An 18,741-nucleotide genomic window follows, 5' to 3' on the forward strand; every position below is an offset into this window, starting at 1 on the left:
ACCTTTACTTTTTTTTATTTAATTTATTTAAAACATTTTACAAACATAATATTTTCATTACAAAAATATTATTAATTTAATTATAACATACTTGTTGTTAATTTTATTTTATTTTTATTTTATTGCCAAAAAAAAGAGATGACCAAAATCATTAGGCCATCACTAAGGATTTTAATTACAATTTTTGATAATTTATGAGTTAGTTTTAGTTTTGCAAGAATTTCAATGTTTATGATATGAAAGTTTTAAATTTGGAAATGAAGATATGAACTTATCTTTTAAAAAGGACAGTAATAAAAAATTAAAATCAATCTAAATAACAACACATAATAACACCAAATTATTTCCAAACATCATATTGATTGCAATTTATTAAAAAAAATGATAGAATAAATTAGATTATAGATAGCAAGGAGGTAGTAAAATTTAATGATAAGTAAAGAAGAAATTCAAAAGATTTTAAACTTATCGTTACAGCAAGGCGCAGATTTTGCTGAATTATTTTTTGAAAATACTAACTCTGATTTTCTTAAGATCATAGGAGATAAAGTAGTAGGTGCCAAGTATAGCAATATTTTTGGAGTAGGTATCCGTTTATTACAAGGTTTAGATGAAGTTTATGGTTATACCAACCAAACAGATTATGATAGTATTTTATCTTTGGTTTTAAAGATGAGACAATCTTTTCAAGGTAAAGCCACTTTGGCTATCCCTTTGAAAGAATCGCAAAAGATACCCAATTCTACGCAAAAACACTTTAACTCCATGTCTAAACTCCAAAAAGCACAAATTTTATTAAAACTATCAAAAATAATAAAAGATTATGATGCTAGTATTATTCAATCAATAGTTACTCTTAACGAAAAAGAACAACATGTTTTAATTGCAAATAGTTTAGGGGTTTATCAAAAAGATACAAGAAATTATATTCGTTGCTCCATGTCGGCTTTCGCTCAAGAAAACGAAGAAATGCAAGAAGGCAGTCAAGCACTAGGTAGATCTATGGGTTTAGAATTTTTTGATCAAATTGATTTAGAAAGTTTAGCTATTAGTGCTGCTAGTCAAGCAGTTTCATTATTGCAAGCTTCATCTTTGCAGCCGCAAACAATGCCTGTTGTAATTAATCACGGCTTTGGTGGAGTAATTTTTCATGAAGCTTGTGGTCATCCTTTAGAGGCTACTGCGATTGCTAAAGGTTTGTCGCCTTTTAACAACAAACTTAACCAAAAAGTTGCTTCCGAAGTGGTTAGTGCTTATGATGATGGTACGATTGAAGGAGCTTGGGGGAGCCTTAATTTTGATGATGAAGGACACAAGACCCAAAAAAATCTTTTGATTGAAAAAGGCATTTTAAAAGGATATTTAGTCGATTATCGCAACGGTCGCAAAATGAAAACACAAGCTACGGGTTCTTCACGCAGACAATCTTATAAATATTCTCCTACTTCTCGGATGAATTCAACTTACATTGAAAAAGGCAACGAAACGCCTGAACAAATTATCAAAGATACTCCTTACGGTCTATATGCCAAAAGTTTAGGTGGAGGAACAGTGATACCTGCTACTGGAGAATTTAATTTTGTTGTCAACGAAGGTTATCTGATCGAAAACGGGAAATTAACGACCCACGTCAAAGGGGCGATGTTAATCGGTCATGGCGCTGATATCTTACAAAAAATTGATCGTGTTGCCAATGATTTAGTTTTGGGTCAAGGGATGTGCGGTTCACTTTCTGGTTCTATTCCAGTTGATGTCGGTCAGCCTACTATTAGAGTAAAAGAGATGATTGTAGGAGGAACAAAGACCAAATGACTTCAAAAGCAATCAATTATCAAAAATGGATTAATCAAAGTTTAGAACAAGGCTTTGAAGGTTTGGAAATACTTATCGAAGAAAACAAAGGTTTTGAGTTAACTTTAGATAAAAGTCAAATCGATAATACTATTTATAACGATAATACTACTGTTATTTTAAGAGGAATTTTTAATAACAAAGAAGCTTCTCTTTTTTTTGAAAAAATTGATGATAAAACTTTTAGAGATGCTTTAATTAAATTAAAAGAAAATTGTCAAACTATTACTACTTGTGAACCGGCCATTATTTTTGAAGGTTCACCCAGCTATCCGGAAGTTTTAGAAAATAACTTTGATTTTAGTCAAATCCCTTTCCAAGCGAAACGACAATTATTATTAAAAGCAGAAAAACAACTCAAAAAAAGTGCTTATTTGCAAACAGCTAATAACATTTTTTATTCAGAAAATTATTATAAAAAGACTTTATTAAATTCTAAGGGCATCAATTTAACTCACCAAAATAGTTATGCTTCTTTATATGTAGCAGGGGTTTTTCAAAAAGATCAAGACATCGAAAGCCATGGTAAAAGTGTCTTAGCAAAAGAATTTAGCGCGTTTGATCCAATCAAGCAAGCTAGACAAGTAGTCAAGGAAGCAGAAAAGCAATTGGGAGGCAAATCTTTGCCATCCGATAAATATCAGATAGTATTTTCGAATAAAATGTTTGCTTATATTCTAGCAAATTTTAGTGAAATCTTTTCTGGTAATAATGCTTATCGTAATTTAACCAAATTAAAAAACAAAGTCAAGCACTTAATTGCCTCTCCGAAAGTAAATATCATCGATGACCCTTTACACAAAGATGCTTATTTTAAAGAAAAATTCGATGAAGAAGGGGTGGCTTGTCAAACTAAAGCCATCGTTTCGCAAGGAGTTTTTAAAGGTTTTATTCATGATTTGAAAACAGCTCACATTTTTAACCAAACACCAACTGGCAATAGTTTTGGTGGTAGTATTGCAATGGTTAATTGCTATTTAGTTCCAGGCACTAATTCTTTTGAAAAAATGATTTCTAAGATTGAATTAGGAGTCTATATTACTGATTTAATTGGAATGCATGCAGGGATTAAGACTTTTAGTGGAGATTTTAGCCTTCAAGCTAGTGGTTTTAAAATTGAAAAAGGCAAAATTACAACCCCTGTTAAAATGATTGTTATTTCAGGAAATTTTTTTGAAGTTTTAAAAAACATCGAAGACATTGCGAATGATTTTGAATTTCATCCTTCAGGCTTTGGTAGTGCTAGTGTTTATGTTAAAGAATTAAGTGTTGGTGGCGAAAAATAGATGAGTTTTGTAAAATTCTTTTGTTTAAATGTCTTTTTTATTAAATAATGCCTCTTTTTTTCTTAATTTTTTTAAAATATTTTCACCAAATCATTTAGAAAGAATATAAAAAACATATGTCAAAATCAGTTAATGCAAAAATAAATATCGATAATCTTATTAAATTATTATTTTTTATTGGCACTTCTGTTGTTAGTTTTATAACTATCTTTTATGTTATATTAGGTGCATTTCATGCTACAGGCTTTCAAACTCCTTTTATTTTTCTCATCCTAATATTACTAATATTTTAATTATTGTTATTCTTTTTATGAATCTTGCCAAACAAACAGATAATAAAGTTTATTATTGGGTTTGTTTGACTGCTTTAATTTCTGCTGTTATTACTTTAATTTTTGCTTCTTCAGAAATGGCTTCTAACGTTGATTTGTTAATAAATAAAGATGATATTTTTAATTATTTTTTTCGTTTACATAAAATCATTTTACCATCATTATTTTTTAATTTTTTATATTTTCTTAGATAAAAATACTCTTTCTAAAAAAAGAAGTATATTAATTATTTTTTGTCTATCCTTTAATTTATATTGTAGGAATCCAACTATTAAGTAGTTTATCTTTTTTAAAAAACAACGGGCAACAAGAAGAAAATTATTTGAAAAATTTTTTCACTCCACAAGGTTTTATTTTCAATATCTTAAAAATTGGTTTTTTATTTTTACCGGTGACCCCAAGTGTTTTAGGAATTACTTTTATTAAAGAAGAATTCAGCAATAAACACAATCTTAAAAAAGCTTTTTTAATTTTAGGCAATTGTTTGATTATCGTTACTTTAGGTGGATTTTGGTATCCTTTTCCTTTTGCAAAAAACACTTTCGATACATTTAATAATAAAACATTTGCTAACGAACTAATGGCAAGTTATTATAAAGAAAAAATAGTGATAGAAGATTATTCAGAACAACCAGCTGAAGAAACTAACACAGAAACACCAACACCACCGCTAGCTACTAACGGAAAAACACAAGGTGCTAACGCTCCAACTCCAACAACTCCAACAACTCCAACTACTGACGGACAATCACAACAAGGAACTAACAACAAACCAACTTCAACCTCAAATAATAATAATAGCGGTGCACCAAATATTATTTATAAAGATAGATTTATGCAAGAAAAAGCCTCAACTCAAGAAATAAATTATGTGCAACAAAATTGGAACCAAATCAAAAATAATGATAATCATTATGAGTTTGATGGTCGTAAGAGAAAGTTATTCTATGATATTAGAAATAAGTGTTGGTTTAGAAAAACTCAATCTTTTTGGTGGGGTAATTGGACATTTTAGCAACTAATTTATCTAACAAAAAAAGAACATTATTGAAATGTTCTTTTTTATTATAATTTGATACTTTTTTCAATAATATATATAAAAATAACCACTCTTAAAGGGTGGTTGTTTTTATATTTCAAGAAAAAACTTCTTTAATTTAGTTTTTTTAAGAATATCATTGATGTTTTTAGACTTTTTTATTATATTCAATCTTTATCCAAAAAAAGCAGTAGATGAATCTAAATTAAAAAGTCAGTTTTTTAAGGGCATTATTTGGTTGAAAGAATTGCTAAAAAGGCTTTTTGCGGTAATTGGACTTTACCTAAAGTTTTCATTTTCTTTTTCCCTTTTTTTTGTTTTTCTAAAAGTTTCTTTTTCCTAGTTACATCTCCTCCATAAAGTTTAGCGGTGACATCTTTACGCATTGCTTTGATGGTCTCGCGGGCAATAATTTTTTTACCCAAAGCGGCTTGAATAGGAATTTCAAACATCTGCTTGGGAATAAACTCTTTTAAAGCCTCACAAATAACTTTCCCTCTTTCGTAAGCAAAATCTTGATGCACAATCAAAGATAAGGCATCAATTACTTCTGAGTTTAACAAAATATCCATTTTTTGCAATTTAGAAACACGATATTGATCAATTTCATAATCAAAGGAAGCATAACCTTTGGTTAAAGATTTTAATTTATCAAAATAATTATAAATAATCTCAGAAAAAGGCAATAAATAACTAATTTGAGTTCTTTGTTGGTCGATGTATGCAATGTTTTGTAAACTACCTCTTTTATTTTGTGATAATTCCATAACCTTGCCGATATAAATTTCAGGACAGATGATAGTTGCTTTGATAAAGGGTTCTTCGATTCTTTGGATCATTTGAGCAGGTGGCAATTTAGAAGGGTTATCGACTAAAAGTTTTTGTCCTTTGAGAGTGTAGACATGATAAATCACTGAAGGAGCGGTGGCAATAACTTCAACACCAAATTCACGACTAATGCGTTCTTGAATGATTTCCATATGTAAAAGTCCTAAAAAGCCAGTTCGAAATCCAAGTCCTAACGCTGAAGAGCTTTCGGGTTCAAACATCAAAGACGAATCATTTAATTTTAATTTTTCCAAAGCATCTTTTAAAGCTTCATATTTATTAATTTCGACTGGATAAAGACCACAAAAAACTACCGAATTCATTTGTTTGTAACCAGGTAAAGGTCGTAATGTGGGATTTTGTTGAGTAGTAATGGTGTCACCTACTCTTACATGATCAATACTTTTAATAGCGGCAGTTAGATAACCAACATCTCCGGGGGCTAAAAAATCTTTAACAATTTGCTTCGGGTTATAAACTCCTACTTCTACGACTTCATAAACTTGTTTACTTGCCATAAAACGAATTTGATCGCCTTTTTTCACTGTACCATTAATTAGTCGAATCGAAGGAACGACTCCTTTGTAAGGGTCAAAATAAGAATCAAAGATTAACGCTTGCAAAGGACTTTGGGAATCTCCTTGTGGGGGGTTGATGACAGCTACAATTTGTTCTAAAATTTCAATTACACCTAAGCCTGTTTTGCCACTAGCTAAAAGGGTGTTGGTTGGATCAAACCCTAATGTTTCTTTGATTTCTGCTTTGACTTTTGGTACATCGGCGCTGGGGAGATCGACTTTGTTAAGTACAGGAAGGATGGTTAAATGATTATCTTTTGCTAAGTAAACATTAGCTAAAGTCTGGGCTTGGATGCCTTGAGCTGCATCAATTACCAAAAGCGCCCCTTCGCAAGCAGCCAAAGAACGCGAAACTTCATAACTAAAATCAACATGACCGGGGGTATCGATTAAATGCATAATATAATCTTTGCCATTTTTAGCATGATACATAATTTCGACAGCATTTAATTTAATTGTGATCCCTCTTTCTCGTTCTAAATCCATTGAATCAAGAATTTGATTTTGCATCGCTCTTTTGTCAATGGTTCCTGTCAGTTCTAAGATGCGGTCAGCTAAGGTAGATTTTCCGTGGTCGATGTGAGCGATAATAGAAAAATTACGAATACGAGTTTGTCTTTCTTTTATTTTAGTTATATCCATGCGTTGCATTCCTTTGGTTTTTGATTTTTGAGATTTTTTGTTAGTAATTGTTTTGGTGGTAAGTTTTGACGGCTTTTGTAAGACAACAAAAATTAACCTTTTGTTTATTTTTAAATGAAAAGTTATTATTTTTTTTGTTAAACGTTGCAATAAATGTTTTAAAAATCGGATAGATTACAAACACAAATAAAACAAAAAAAGATAAAGTAACTTCGTATTTGGCATCTATTCGTCTTTGCAAAAGCATATCTAAAAGGATGTAAAATTTTGACAATAAAAATAGAGCTTCCAACAATAAAACCACTAAAAATTAATAAATTAATAACAACCCAAACATTTTTAAAAATTTTGATATTTTCTGAATTAACTATTGCTACAATAATTCCAAATAAAAACAAATAAAAGACAGTAAAGATACAAAAATTAAAACTGACAAAAGCGATTTTATAAACAAGTGTTTTTTTGTTTGCGAAATTTTTTATAACAAAGGAAAATAATGATAAAAAAAATTACTTATTAAAAAGAAAATAAAAAGACTGATGCTAATAAATATATCATATGGATTTATGTTTACTTTATTAGTTTTAGAATTGAAATTTAAATATATCATAAAAACTACCTAAAAAAGATTAAAAAGAATAACTGTAAAACGAGCTAGTTTTCAAAGCAAAGCATGACAACATGTCTGAGATAATGACATTTAATACAGTAATTTCTAAAGCTTGCCAAAAGATGTTTTGATTTGCTGAATTAATGATTGCTTGAGTTTTATCATTGATGGTTTGGTTTGTTGGTGGATTGATTTTAAACTGCATGCATTATACAAAACAAAAGGAGCAAAATTGAAAGAAAAAATAAAATTAAAGCTCATGTTTTTGAATAATTTGCTTATAAGTAGCAATATTTTTTTTGGTCTTAATTATTTGTGTTTGTTCTCATTTTTGCTCTTCGATAGTTTTTCAAGATTTTTTAGTAAAAATATTTTTGATTCTCCTTTTGATTGGGATGTTTAGCATCATTGATAATAAAAAAATCATCGATTCAAAGATATTATAACAAAAAAAGAGGAGCTTTTTTGCAATAAATGCTTTGTTAGAAAATAAAAAAAAGAGACTTTTAAAAATCTCTTTTTGATATTATTCTATTTTCCTTGCAATTGTAAGCGGATTTTATCTAGTAATTTATTATTAAATTTATGTTGTTTTTCGTCGTTTAAATTGCAAAATTGCTTAGTTAATTCGACTGCTTCGTCAATAATGATTGCATGGGGGGTAGTTTTTTCTAACAATTCAAAAGTAGCCCAACGAATAATGGCTTTATCAATTTTATTTAAACGATTTAGTTTGTAATTAAACAGGTTTTTGATTATAATTTCATCGATCGATTGCAGTTTATTAATAATTTGATTAAAACAAGGATCGATGGTTTTGATGCGCCCAGATAAAGGATCAAAATTAGAATCATAAAAATCATATTGATACAATAATTTAATCACTTCAATCCTTAATAAACGTGCTTTTTTATTAGTTTTTGGCTTACACATGGTAATTATTTTTTAGATTAGTTGCTACTTGCTGCCAATCTAAAACATTGAAAAAAGCTTCAATATAATCAATTCTGCGATTTTGATAATTTAAATAATAAGCATGTTCCCAGACATCCAAACCAATTAGAGGGATGCCTTGGTCTAAGACTACATCTTGATTAGGGGTTGAAGTTACTTCTAAATGACCTTTTGGATTTATTATCATCCAAGCCCAACCACTACCAAAGATAGTTTTAGCAATGTTGGCAAAAGCATTTTTAAACCCTTCTAATGAACCGAAATCACGGTTAATCAATTCTTCTAATAAACCTTGGGGTAAGATGCCATGGTTTAATTTCAGAAGAGTCCAAAAAAAAGTATGATTAAAATGACCGCCACCGTTATTACGCACTATTTGTCTAATGTCTTTTGGAAGCAAAGATAAATTAGTTAGCATTTGTTCTAAAGTTAAATTAATTTGTTGATGTTGTTTTAAAGCGTCATTTAAATTGTTGATATATGTTTGATGGTGTTTGGTGTGGTGGATTTCCATTGTTTTGGCATCAAAAAACGGTTCTAAAGCGTCGTATTTAAAATTAAGTTTAGGTAAACTAAATTGCATCGGTAATATACCCCTTTTTTAATTTGTTTGGTAAGATTTCAATAAAAAAACATTGCCTGAGTCCGTAAGAGAAACAAACAATGCTTTAAAATGAAATTTTAATTTGATTTTTTAATTTTATTGTTGACTTGTAGCAGGGCTGTTTTCTAAAGCTTTTAAACCAGCTAAATTGAGTAATCCCCAAGGTTTGTTGAAATGAGGTTGGAAGAAAAAATCAACAAAAGCTAATTGTTCGACTGTCATTTCATTTTGGATGCAAACACTTAAAGTATTTATTTTTTCGGTTAAATCCAAGCGAGAAACAATTTGTCCGCCTAAAATCTTGCGAGTATCTTTATCAAAAACAAGTTTTAAAGTCACTGTTTCAAATTCAGGCATAAATTCCGGTCGATTTGCATCTTTAATGGTAACAACGTCATAGTTTTTACCTAAATCTTTAGCTACTGTTTCTGTCAAACCAGTCGAAGAAATATTTAAATCAATAATTTTGATACCACTAGTACCCTGAGTGCCTAAGTATTTGATTTTTTGTTCACTAATATTTAAACCTACTAAAGTTCCCATTCGTATAGCATTGGTTGCTAAAGGCATGTATTTGACTTCTTGATTGGGATTATAATAAACATTAACACAATCGCCACAAGCATAAACATCAGGGTCAGAAGTTTGCATATATTCGTTAACTACTAAAGCTCCGTTGAAAGAAGTTTTTAAATCGTTAGCAAATAATTGGGTATTTGGTCTAAAACTAATACACATAATTACCATTTCAGTTTCAAAAGAAACCTTATCGGTTTTAACATGAGTTACTAAATTATCTTTGACTTCAAACCCAGCTATTTTTTGTCCTAAAGCTAAGGTAGTGCCATGATTGATTAATTCTTGTTGGGCTAAATCAGTAAATTCTTGATCTAAATATTTAGACATGATACGTTGTTCGCCATCGATCAAAACAACTTCTTTTTTTTGCAAAGCAAAAGCTTCAGCTAATTCAATGCCGATATATCCAGCGCCAACGACAGTTATTTTTTTCACTTTTTTGCTGTAAGCAATAATTTCTTTGGCATGACTAAAATTTTTAGATAATAAAACGTTTTTACTGTTAATTCCTGGAATCGGTGGAATAACAGGCCAAGAACCGGCAGCAATTACTAATTTATCGTAATTATCGGTAAATTCTTTTTTGGTTTCTAAATTTTTGACTAAAATTTCTTTTTTGGCAAAATCCACTTTTAAAACTTCATGTTTTAATTTCGTGTTAATGCCCATGCTGATTAATTCATCTGGGTTAGAATAAAAAAGACCACGATTGTCTTTAACAACTCCTCCAACATACAAAGCAATCCCACAAGAAAGAAAAGAAATGTTGTCATTTCTTTCGTAAACTAAAATATCAGTTTGGGGTTGAAATTTTTTAATAGTTTTTGCTGCGGCAGTGCCTGCATGAGTACAACCAATAACGATAACTTTCATAAAATGTTATCACCTCTTTTTTTACAATATTTTTTTTGTTTCAAGATTTTTTCCTATACACTTTTAATTATACAACTAAAATTATCAAATAAGGCAAAAAAATTTATTTCTTTATTTTTTTATTTCTTTTAGCAAGACAACAACAATTGCCACAGCATAATTAGATGTATGCGAAAGAGAAAGCAAAACTTGGTTTTTAAAACGATCATCTGCTAAATAAGGAACGCCATTTTGATCATTTAAAATAGACCAATCGCAATAATTGGTTTTGCTATAATTGAGTTTAGCTTGTGTTTGGAAGGCTTTGAAAAGGGCTTCTTTGGCTGCCCATCTGCCGGCTAAAAAAGTTAATTGTCTTTCGAGATGGCAAAAAGTTTGAAAAACTTTTTTTTCTTGATCAGATAAAACTCTTGCAGCCAGTTTTTCAATGCCAATATTTTGAATCTTTTTGATTTCGACTAAATCGATGCCGATATTTTGGATATTCATATAGTTTCTTTCTTCTTTTTTATTTTGACTTTTGAAAAGGTTTTTACTTATTTTTTATTAAAGTTTGCTTGAACTTCATTATTTTAAAAAACTGTTATTTGATGTATAAAATAAATTTAAAATTATTTATCTTATTTTATGTTATAATAATAAACATACTATTGGTGGTGTTGGTGATTCGGTTTTTGTTGGGTAGTGTGAAGAATTAGAAAAAAACAAAGGAAGGAAGTAATGATTATTAAAAATAATCAAAAAAACTAAGTATAGCTACACAAAACGCATATATCAAGTATTTTGCTTCATATTTATAATTATTATTTTTAGTTTTGGTTCTCATTCGGTCTTAGCTCAAACAATGAGTTTGGTAAGACCTCAAGTTGATGCAACATTGTTGGATCCAAATCAAGTTAGTGAAGTTTTGCAAATTCGAAGAGATGCATTAACAAGACTAAATTCAGTTAGTCCATTTTGGTGGGTTCAAAGTCAAAAACATCCTTTAGTGTTACAAGCATCTTCGCCTAAATACGATAAAGAAGTGGACATAGTAAAAGAATTTGTTAACGGTGAAATGTGGTTATATGTATATGATTATGAAACTGGTAAATTAATTGCTATATATCGTAATGTAATAACAGAAGAATTTACAGATTCTAAAGGCAATGTTTGGCTTTATATTTATGATGCTAAAACTGGTAAATTTATTGATAAATATATTATTAAATATAGCAAAAAAACAGTTAATGTAAAATATTTTCAAGATTATAAAAATTTAATCAAAGGAGTAAAACAATGAAGAAGAAAAAAATAGTTAAATGTTTGGGTCCTGTTTTTCATTTAAGTTTTGATTATGCTTTTGGAGACAACAATAAAAGACCACAAACGGGCTTACCTAACGCTATCACTGTATTTGACAATGGGATTGTTGACCATTTTGATGCTAACGGTAAACGTTTTCAAAGTACTTTAATTCATATACCTTTTCGCGAATATGTAGTATGTAAATATTTTGCGGATACAGGGATTGTAGATACTATCACTATGTATGGAAATTCATCTTATTCTGTTATTAAAGGAACAGAACTAAAGTTTTATAACTATGATGGAACAATTAATCATGACTTCAAAGAAAGTGAAGAAGATCCAGATCGTCACTTCAAAGAAAAAGAAATTGAAGTCGATGAAGATCGAGAAACAATTATTAATCGTCACTTCAAAGAAAAAGAAATTGAAGTCGATGAATAATTTATTAAAAAATTTAAATTATAACACTAATTTAGGAGTTTTCAAGTTTTAGTTGTTGTATTAGATGATTATTTGCAAGATTATTAAAAAAATAACCAAAGGAGCTAATAATGACTATAAAAAGAGAAGTTAAAACTACAAGACTTAATATTTATGGAAAAGATGATAAAAGACCAAAAACAGGTTTTCCAAACACTGTCAATATATCTAAGGAAGGGATTGTAGATTATTTCGATGCTAACGGCAAACGTTTTCAATCAACTTGTCTTATAATGCCTTATCGCATTTATATAGTGGCTAAATTTTGTGTCAACACCGGGATCGTAGATACTGTCACTCATTATAGCCCTAATTCTTCCAAAGATGCTCATTATACTGTTTTTCGAGGCAAAAGCATAACTGACTATAACTATGACGGAACCATAAAGAGCAATTATAAACTTGAACCAAATCGAAAACACCCAATTTTAATTTAAAATAAATCTCATGTTTTGTGAAAATATTTTTCACAAAGACCACATGACTCTTTCCATTATCACATAAAAATACAAAAGTCAAAAATAACATTTAAGATCAACTTTTATAGTTGGTCTTTTTTTTGCTTTTAAACTTTAAAACATTAAATATTTCATTTTCAAATTGTAAAGTTAATTGTCTTTCGAGATGGCAAAAAGTTTGAAAAACTTTTTTTCTTGATTAGATAAAATTCTTGCAGTCAATTTTTGAATCTTTTTAATCTGAATTAATTGGATATTCATTTATTGGGTTCTAAGTCGTTAAGTTTCTTTATATTATAACATGATTATTTGATTTATAAAGTTATGTTTTTAAGATAAATCAACAAAAAAAAGACCCCTAATTATTAGAGTCTTTTTGATTAGTTTAAAATTATTTATCTTTGGTTATTTTAGAATTTTTTTTATTTTTAAAGATTTTTTTAATTAAAGTGAAAAAATAGCAACTATACTGCCCTGTTTCAGTAATTTGAAATATAACATCAGAAGCAAACCATAAAGTTATAAAAATAGTAGCTAAAATTAAATAAACATTGTCATTTGGTACATTACAGAAATGACAAATGGAAAAGATAATGAAAAAAATAACACTAGCTAAAAATAATGTCCAATGAATTAAAGACCATTTACGATATTTAATTGTGTTTTTATCTAATTTTATTGAATTGTTATTCATTTTAATATTTATTTCCTTTCTTGATAAATAAGACATAATTTAAAAAAAGATTTTTTTTAAATAAAGTTAAAAATTACTACCAAGGTCTAAAAAATTTATTTATTCCATCAATAACTAAAATTTAATTTTTTTAACCACCTTCTTTACTTCCCTTTATTTAATTATATGTCTTTTATATAACTAGTTTTTGGTTGTGGTTTGATACAAAACACCTTATATCTTTTTTTAAACATCATAGATATCACCATGAAAAAAACATATAATTACACTTAAATTATACATCAAAAAAACAATTAATGGCAAAGTTTATATTTTTTCTAAGTTGTTTAACGGTTTAAACCAAAAAAAGACCCTAATTATTAGAGTCTTTTTGATTAATTTTAATTTGTTCTTGGTTTTGAATGATTTTATCTTCTTCATCTAAAGCTTCTTTGTTTTTGCAAACCCGATATAATTTTATGTTTAAAGATATAAGTAAATAAAAAAGAAACGAAGAGCAACCTAAATTACACCAATCTTTATAAGTAAAAGGAGATGACCACCATTGTCGCAAAATTTTATAATTCAGCAATTCAATGTATAACAAAGTAAAAAATTGTTATAATTGCCGTTATATGTCTTGCTATTTGAATATTTTTTTTGTTTAATAAGTTTTTCTTGTTGAACGCGAATTTTAGGATTATTTGATAATTGATGATTGAATACCGCAGAAAGAGGAGAAAGACGACTCCAACTCGGTAAAAAAAATTTTTCTTCTTGTTTTTGTTTTTTAAATAAATCATGTAATGTTTTCAAGATAAACCAATATAAAGTTATTTGAAAAAGCAACCCCCAATAATTCGTTTTACCATATTTGCCATTAATATATTCTACTTGAAACATATTTGTATAGCAAAACAAGCAAATCAAACACAAAACTAAAATCACTCCAAGCGACATAACAAAAAAATATATTTTTTTATTTTGATCATTTTTATGAGATTTTTTTGGCAACATTAAGACTTATTTCCTTTCTAATTATTTTCTTCATTAGAATTCAGATACTTCACCTTTATGATTTACTCGCCATCACTAATATTATTAAAACTAGGTTGTGGTTTGGTATTGAACCACCTTATATCTTTTTTAACATCATAGATATCATTATGAAAAAAACATATAATTATACTTATATTATACATCAAAAAAAACAATTAATGGCAAAGTTTATACTTTTTCTAAGTTGTTTAACGGTTTAAATCAAAAAAAAGACCCTAATTATTAGAGTCTTTTTTAGGGGTAGCTTGCTTTTTTTTGAGAATTTTAGGAATGAAAAACAAAGGAATTAAAAACATACAGACCATAAAAAACACAAAAAACATTATATCTGTATCTGATGTATACGATTGATTGGAAAGTTTTTTTTGGTATACAAAAGATAGAAAAGAGAATGCATGAACGATGACACCAAACAAGATAAACCACCATGTAATTTTATAAAATTTAGTATTTTTTGATTCTTTATCATATAATATGATATCAATTATTAAGGCATTTTTGAATATCAGATAATAAACAGAACAATTTCCTAAGATATACCAATTTAAACTTAAAAAAACATCTTTACTATCATAAGAAACAATATAACCATCTACATTAATGATTTTAAAAGTAAAAAAAGATATTAGCAAAATAATAATATCAGTTCCCAAAATTAACCCAAATAATAACCATTTATTATGATTTTTTTTTAATTTGGTAACAAGGGCTTTGATTAAAATATTGATACCTAAATAAATTTGATTGCGTACCATCAATAAATAAGCTGAAAATCCAAAAAAACCACCCCAAAGAAAGCGGTTTGAAAAAACAAACCACCGTCTCCGTTAAAAAACCAATCTTTTAAACGATAATCTTGATATTCTGAAAATTCCTTAATATTATATTTAGCTACAGTAAAAGTATTAAAAACTTGTTGTTGATTTTTAGAAAAAACCAAACAAAAAAAGATTAAAAAAAGTGATAAGATTAAAGTTGCGAGAAATGATTTTTTTATTATTTTTGTTTTTAAGAAAAAACTAGCGATCAAAAGACAAAACCAAGAAAGAATAATGAAAATAATAATTAAAGATAACGGTTTTTTAAAGGGTAAATATTTATTTAACAAAATCGCTATTTCGTTGGTACTGTCAGAAATAATACATGCCCCTTCAACATTTTTATCTTTGATATCAACATGATTAACACTAGGAAAAATTAGAAAAAACAAACCAAAAGAAGCTAAAAATAGTCCTAAAAGGATTTCTAAATGAGTTATTATTTTTTATTTAGATGCATATTAATAAATCCTATTCACAATATTATCTATTTTTTTTAAAACTAGGTTTTGATTTGATACAAATAACCTTATATCTTTTTTAAACATCATAGATATCTCCATGAAAAAAACATATAATTATACTTACATTATACATCAAAAAAAAAAAAAACACAATTAATGGCAAAATTTGTACTTTTTCCAAGTTGTTTAACAGTTTAAATCAAAGAAAAAGACCCTAATTATTAGAGTCTTTTTGTTTAGTTTGATTTGTTTAATTTTTATTAATTGACTGTTTTAATTTGTTAAATATTTTTTTAATTAACCAAAAACTAGCAACTATAGAGTTTTATTAGTTTTTTCAATTTATTCTTTATTCATTTTTTTGATCTTTTGAAAATAATAATTTAGACCCGATTTAGTAATTTTGGTGCGATATTGTTGATAATATTTTTTAGTCAGTTCTTTTAAACTTAAATCAGGGTATTTTTTTCTTAAATTTATAATTTGTTTCATTTTTTGGTTTTTGTTGATAATTTTAGCTTTAAGGGTATTTTTTTCTAATAAGTTAATGGATTGTAATTGCTGATGGGCGGTGTCAAGGATTTTTTTTTCGTTCGATATTTCAAAGTTAATAGTTGATTTAATTATTTGGTTCAAATCTTTTTGAATATTAGTTTTTTCGTATTGAAAAACGATCTCTAAAGCGCCAATTAACCTTAAAAAATCAATAATCATCTGTGATTTTTTTAAATAGACCAAAAAACCCTTTTTATGGATTATCTGTTTGGCTTTAAGGTTGAATTCAAACATTAATTGTTGAATTAAGTTAATTTTTTCGAAGTCTTTATGAAATAATTCTAAATGATTGTTGTTTTTTTTTGGATCAGCTACGTGTCCTACACAAAAGAAAGCCCCCCTGAGATATGCTTGTTTAATTTTGATATTTTTTTTAAATTGCCAAAAGAGCCCTTTTTTGTCGGTCAATAAAAAATGATGTTTTTCCAAAATCAAAGGTATATGTTTTTCAATCCCGATGTAAATACTTTTTGAATGAGGTAAATTATATTCTTTGCTAGTCATCAAAAAAGATTTGACATCATAAAAGGTTTTGATCAAAATCAAGAATCTTCTAGCGATTTTAAGGTTTTTAGTTTTGAACCATAAGATAGTTTTTTGGTAGTTTTTTTCTAATGTTCCACCAAAATGCAATAAAGCTGTTAGTTCAAAAAAATTTTCTAACATCGAGAAATTTTGCAAAGCGATTTCTTCTTTGATTTTAACGGTAAAAGACATGATGCCCTCTTTAATCTTTTTTTAAAATGGCTAATCGGTTTGTTTGATCCATTTTTCTAATTGTGCTTCTTCGATGATACTTATTTTTAATTTTTGTGCCTTGGTTAATTTAGAACCAGCATTAGTGCCAGCAATCAAAAAATCAGTTTTAGCAGAAAGAGAACTACTGATATTAGCCCCCATTTGTTTTAGAATTTGGGTTAATTCAAGACGAGTATAATTTTGTAGTGTTCCTGTTAAAACAATTTTTTTATCGCTAAAAAAAGTTTTTTTTACGACAGTTTGGTTGATGGTGTTTTGGAAAGAAACTCCTAATTGTTGCAATTTTTGAATTTCTGCTATATTACGAGGATTGTTAAAAAATATGTTAATACTTTTGGCAATTTTATCACCTATTTCAGGAATAGCAGTTAAGGCTTCAAGTTTAATAGTTGCCAGTTTTTCTAGGGATAAATTGTTTTTTACCAATACTTGTGAGATTTTTTCTCCCACGTGTTTAATTCCTAAACCAAATAAAACACGTTCCAAAGGTTTGGTCTTGCTTTGTTCAATTGCTTTTAAAATATTATTAATTTTTTTTTGTCCAAAACTAGGCAAAGTTTGTAAAATGTTTAAATGGGTATGTAACAAATATAAATCCGATGGTTTTTGGATTAAATGTTGGTTAAACAAAGTAATTATTGTCTTTTCTCCTAAAACGTTAATATCCATTGCTTTTTTGGAGACAAAATGAATCAATCTTTGAATTTTTTGCCAGTAACAATCATCATTTAAGCAGAAATAATCAACTTTGCCCTCTTTTTTAACCAAATTACTTTTACAATAAGGGCATTGTAAAATCATCATCGTTTTTTTTTGGTTTGTTCTTTTGCTTGCAACAACTTCTAAAATTTCAGGAATGACAGATCCTGCTTTGTGAACTGTGACACAATCACCTATACGGATATCTTTTTTGCTAATAAAATCATAATTGTGTAAAACTACTTTTGAAATCAAACTACCATCTACTAACACTGGCATAATTTGGCAAATAGGAGTAATCATGCCTGTTCTTCCTAATTGGAAAATAATATCAGTGACAATACTTTGACTAGTTTTCGCTGGGAATTTGTAAGCTATCGCCCATTTTGGTGCTTTAGAAGTCGCCCCAATTAAGGCATGCAAAGCCAGTTCGTTGACTTTAATCACAACTCCATCAGTATCGTATGGTTGTGTATCTTTGATGACTTTATAATTTTGTATTTTAACTAATAAATCTTCAAAAGTCAAAGCCAAATTATAATGAGGGTTGACTGTAAAACCAAGTTGAATTAAAAATTCTAAGCTTGCTAATTGGGTCGGTTTGATCAAATAAGGAGAAGCGATATTATAAATAAAAATAGATAAATTTCTTTGTGCAACTATTTTGGAGTTTAGTTGTCTTAAAGTTCCGGAAGCGGCATTTCTGGGGTTAGCGAATGGGGTTTTGTTGTTTTCTTTTTGTTTTTGGTTTAGTTTTTCAAAAGCCGGATAAGAAAGATAAATTTCGCCCCTTACTTCTATATCGATTGGTTGGGATAGTTTCAAAGGAACAGTTTTGATAGTTTGCACATTTTTAGTAATATCTTCGCCTAAAATACCGTTTCCTCTAGTTAAAGCTTGTGTTAAAATACCTTTTTTATATTTTAAATTAATCGCTACCCCATCGATCTTTAATTCAGTCAATAAACTAAAAGAAGGGTTGATTTTAACAATCCGATCGTAAAAGTTTTTTAATTCTTCAATGTTAAAAGCGTTATCCAAAGACATCATCGGGATGGTGTGGTGGAAATTTTTAAATTTTTTTTCGACAAAACCACCTATTTTTAAAGTCGGACTATAAGGGAGTCTGTGTTGTGGATAATTAGTTTCTAAAATAATTAACTCTTTTAATAAAGCGTCGTATTGTTGATCGTTGATTTTAGGGTTACTTAAATTATAATACTGATAATTAGCTTCATTGAGTAGTTTTACCAAAGATTTAATTTTTTTGATTGCTGTTGTTTCCATGTCGCTCCCTTATTTTAATTTAG

Annotated in this window: 20 protein-coding genes; 7 read left to right on the forward strand and 13 right to left on the reverse strand. The window is 28.2% G+C overall.

Going from position 1 to position 18,741, the window contains the following annotated elements:
* Positions 1-429 precede the first annotated feature (429 nt).
* The 4 genes from psc1_RS00860 (at position 430) to psc1_RS00875 (ending at position 4,484) form a co-directional block, all read left to right on the forward strand.
* Positions 430-1,812, forward strand: coding sequence for a TldD/PmbA family protein (locus psc1_RS00860; RefSeq protein WP_373375688.1), 1,383 nt, complete (start codon positions 430-432; stop codon positions 1,810-1,812).
* Positions 1,809-3,137 (forward strand): TldD/PmbA family protein, encoded by a 1,329-nt coding sequence (locus psc1_RS00865; RefSeq protein WP_122225371.1) that lies wholly within the window; start codon positions 1,809-1,811, stop codon positions 3,135-3,137. Before psc1_RS00860 ends, psc1_RS00865 begins: the two co-directional genes overlap by 4 nt.
* Before the next feature lie 310 nt (positions 3,138-3,447).
* Complete coding sequence (locus psc1_RS00870) at positions 3,448-3,663, forward strand: hypothetical protein (RefSeq protein ID WP_023161357.1); 216 nt, start codon at positions 3,448-3,450, stop codon at positions 3,661-3,663.
* 128 nt (positions 3,664-3,791) lie between these two features.
* Positions 3,792-4,484, forward strand: coding sequence for a hypothetical protein (locus psc1_RS00875; protein WP_373375689.1), 693 nt, complete (start codon positions 3,792-3,794; stop codon positions 4,482-4,484).
* A gap of 254 nt (positions 4,485-4,738) precedes the next feature.
* Here psc1_RS00875 and lepA read toward each other — a convergent pair whose 3' ends face one another.
* The 6 genes from lepA to acpS form a co-directional block, all read right to left on the reverse strand.
* Positions 4,739-6,556, reverse strand: a complete 1,818-nt coding sequence (gene lepA, locus psc1_RS00880) for a translation elongation factor 4 (protein WP_023161355.1) — start codon at positions 6,554-6,556, stop codon at positions 4,739-4,741.
* A gap of 629 nt (positions 6,557-7,185) precedes the next feature.
* Positions 7,186-7,371 carry a hypothetical protein gene (locus tag psc1_RS00885; RefSeq protein ID WP_373375690.1) on the reverse strand — a complete coding sequence of 62 codons (186 nt, stop codon included), beginning with the start codon at positions 7,369-7,371 and terminating at the stop codon, positions 7,186-7,188.
* Between the two features lie 326 nt (positions 7,372-7,697).
* A complete protein-coding gene (locus tag psc1_RS00890) occupies positions 7,698-8,099 on the reverse strand; it encodes a transcription antitermination protein NusB (RefSeq protein ID WP_023161353.1) in 402 nt (133 codons plus the stop codon).
* Positions 8,092-8,703, reverse strand: a complete 612-nt coding sequence (locus psc1_RS00895; protein ID WP_023161352.1) for a superoxide dismutase — start codon at positions 8,701-8,703, stop codon at positions 8,092-8,094. The genes psc1_RS00890 and psc1_RS00895 overlap by 8 nt, the downstream gene beginning before the upstream one ends.
* Positions 8,704-8,820: 117 nt before the next feature.
* Positions 8,821-10,176, reverse strand: a complete 1,356-nt coding sequence (locus psc1_RS00900; protein ID WP_373375691.1) for an FAD-dependent oxidoreductase — start codon at positions 10,174-10,176, stop codon at positions 8,821-8,823.
* Between the two features lie 111 nt (positions 10,177-10,287).
* The gene (gene acpS / locus psc1_RS00905; protein ID WP_023161350.1) at positions 10,288-10,665 is read right to left on the reverse strand and encodes a holo-ACP synthase; all 378 of its coding nucleotides are present in this window, start codon (positions 10,663-10,665) and stop codon (positions 10,288-10,290) included.
* A gap of 355 nt (positions 10,666-11,020) precedes the next feature.
* On the opposite strand from acpS, the gene psc1_RS00910 reads away from it, so the two are divergent.
* The 3 genes from psc1_RS00910 to psc1_RS00920 all read left to right on the forward strand — a co-directional run bounded on the left by psc1_RS00910 (position 11,021) and on the right by psc1_RS00920 (position 12,383).
* A complete protein-coding gene (locus psc1_RS00910; protein WP_023161349.1) occupies positions 11,021-11,458 on the forward strand; it encodes a hypothetical protein in 438 nt (145 codons plus the stop codon).
* Positions 11,455-11,907 carry a hypothetical protein gene (locus psc1_RS00915; protein ID WP_373375692.1) on the forward strand — a complete coding sequence of 151 codons (453 nt, stop codon included), beginning with the start codon at positions 11,455-11,457 and terminating at the stop codon, positions 11,905-11,907. The genes psc1_RS00910 and psc1_RS00915 overlap by 4 nt, the downstream gene beginning before the upstream one ends.
* Before the next feature lie 110 nt (positions 11,908-12,017).
* On the forward strand, positions 12,018-12,383 hold the full coding sequence (locus psc1_RS00920) for a hypothetical protein (protein WP_373375693.1): 366 nt from the start codon (positions 12,018-12,020) through the stop codon (positions 12,381-12,383).
* A gap of 412 nt (positions 12,384-12,795) precedes the next feature.
* On the opposite strand, the gene psc1_RS00925 is transcribed toward psc1_RS00920, so the two are convergent.
* The 7 genes from psc1_RS00925 to ligA form a co-directional block, all read right to left on the reverse strand.
* Positions 12,796-13,098, reverse strand: a complete 303-nt coding sequence (locus psc1_RS00925) for a hypothetical protein (RefSeq protein WP_373375694.1) — start codon at positions 13,096-13,098, stop codon at positions 12,796-12,798.
* A gap of 352 nt (positions 13,099-13,450) precedes the next feature.
* Entirely contained in the window at positions 13,451-13,651 is a 201-nt protein-coding gene (locus psc1_RS00930) for a hypothetical protein (RefSeq protein ID WP_023161346.1), read from the reverse strand.
* A gap of 11 nt (positions 13,652-13,662) precedes the next feature.
* The gene (locus psc1_RS00935) at positions 13,663-13,980 is read right to left on the reverse strand and encodes a hypothetical protein (RefSeq protein ID WP_373375695.1); all 318 of its coding nucleotides are present in this window, start codon (positions 13,978-13,980) and stop codon (positions 13,663-13,665) included.
* A 371-nt stretch (positions 13,981-14,351) separates the two neighbouring features.
* Positions 14,352-14,891, reverse strand: a complete 540-nt coding sequence (locus psc1_RS00940) for a hypothetical protein (protein ID WP_373375696.1) — start codon at positions 14,889-14,891, stop codon at positions 14,352-14,354.
* Positions 14,891-15,346 (reverse strand): hypothetical protein, encoded by a 456-nt coding sequence (locus psc1_RS00945; protein WP_373375697.1) that lies wholly within the window; start codon positions 15,344-15,346, stop codon positions 14,891-14,893. The genes psc1_RS00940 and psc1_RS00945 overlap by 1 nt, the downstream gene beginning before the upstream one ends.
* Positions 15,347-15,760: 414 nt before the next feature.
* Positions 15,761-16,690 (reverse strand): DNA-binding protein WhiA, encoded by a 930-nt coding sequence (whiA, locus tag psc1_RS00950; RefSeq protein WP_122225376.1) that lies wholly within the window; start codon positions 16,688-16,690, stop codon positions 15,761-15,763.
* A gap of 30 nt (positions 16,691-16,720) precedes the next feature.
* Entirely contained in the window at positions 16,721-18,718 is a 1,998-nt protein-coding gene (gene ligA, locus psc1_RS00955; RefSeq protein WP_023161449.1) for an NAD-dependent DNA ligase LigA, read from the reverse strand.
* Between the last annotated feature and the right edge of the window lie 23 nt (positions 18,719-18,741).

It is taken from the genome of Candidatus Phytoplasma solani (assembly GCF_041729705.1).
GTDB lineage: Bacteria > Bacillota_I > Bacilli_A > Acholeplasmatales > Acholeplasmataceae > Phytoplasma > Phytoplasma solani.

Coding starts and splice junctions, on each gene's coding strand:
- lepA (WP_023161355.1), bottom strand. CDS start 6,556: ATGGATATAACTAAAATAAAAGAAAGACAAACTCGTATTCGTAATTTT.
- psc1_RS00920 (WP_373375693.1), top strand. CDS start 12,018: ATGACTATAAAAAGAGAAGTTAAAACTACAAGACTTAATATTTATGGA.
- psc1_RS00895 (WP_023161352.1), bottom strand. CDS start 8,703: ATGCAATTTAGTTTACCTAAACTTAATTTTAAATACGACGCTTTAGAA.
- psc1_RS00870 (WP_023161357.1), top strand. CDS start 3,448: ATGAATCTTGCCAAACAAACAGATAATAAAGTTTATTATTGGGTTTGT.
- whiA (WP_122225376.1), bottom strand. CDS start 16,690: ATGTCTTTTACCGTTAAAATCAAAGAAGAAATCGCTTTGCAAAATTTC.
- psc1_RS00860 (WP_373375688.1), top strand. CDS start 430: ATGATAAGTAAAGAAGAAATTCAAAAGATTTTAAACTTATCGTTACAG.
- psc1_RS00900 (WP_373375691.1), bottom strand. CDS start 10,176: ATGAAAGTTATCGTTATTGGTTGTACTCATGCAGGCACTGCCGCAGCA.
- ligA (WP_023161449.1), bottom strand. CDS start 18,718: ATGGAAACAACAGCAATCAAAAAAATTAAATCTTTGGTAAAACTACTC.
- psc1_RS00865 (WP_122225371.1), top strand. CDS start 1,809: ATGACTTCAAAAGCAATCAATTATCAAAAATGGATTAATCAAAGTTTA.
- psc1_RS00935 (WP_373375695.1), bottom strand. CDS start 13,980: ATGTTTCAAGTAGAATATATTAATGGCAAATATGGTAAAACGAATTAT.
- psc1_RS00885 (WP_373375690.1), bottom strand. CDS start 7,371: ATGCAGTTTAAAATCAATCCACCAACAAACCAAACCATCAATGATAAA.
- acpS (WP_023161350.1), bottom strand. CDS start 10,665: ATGAATATCCAAAATATCGGCATCGATTTAGTCGAAATCAAAAAGATT.
- psc1_RS00915 (WP_373375692.1), top strand. CDS start 11,455: ATGAAGAAGAAAAAAATAGTTAAATGTTTGGGTCCTGTTTTTCATTTA.
- psc1_RS00910 (WP_023161349.1), top strand. CDS start 11,021: ATGAGTTTGGTAAGACCTCAAGTTGATGCAACATTGTTGGATCCAAAT.
- psc1_RS00940 (WP_373375696.1), bottom strand. CDS start 14,891: ATGGTACGCAATCAAATTTATTTAGGTATCAATATTTTAATCAAAGCC.
- psc1_RS00890 (WP_023161353.1), bottom strand. CDS start 8,099: ATGTGTAAGCCAAAAACTAATAAAAAAGCACGTTTATTAAGGATTGAA.
- psc1_RS00925 (WP_373375694.1), bottom strand. CDS start 13,098: ATGAATAACAATTCAATAAAATTAGATAAAAACACAATTAAATATCGT.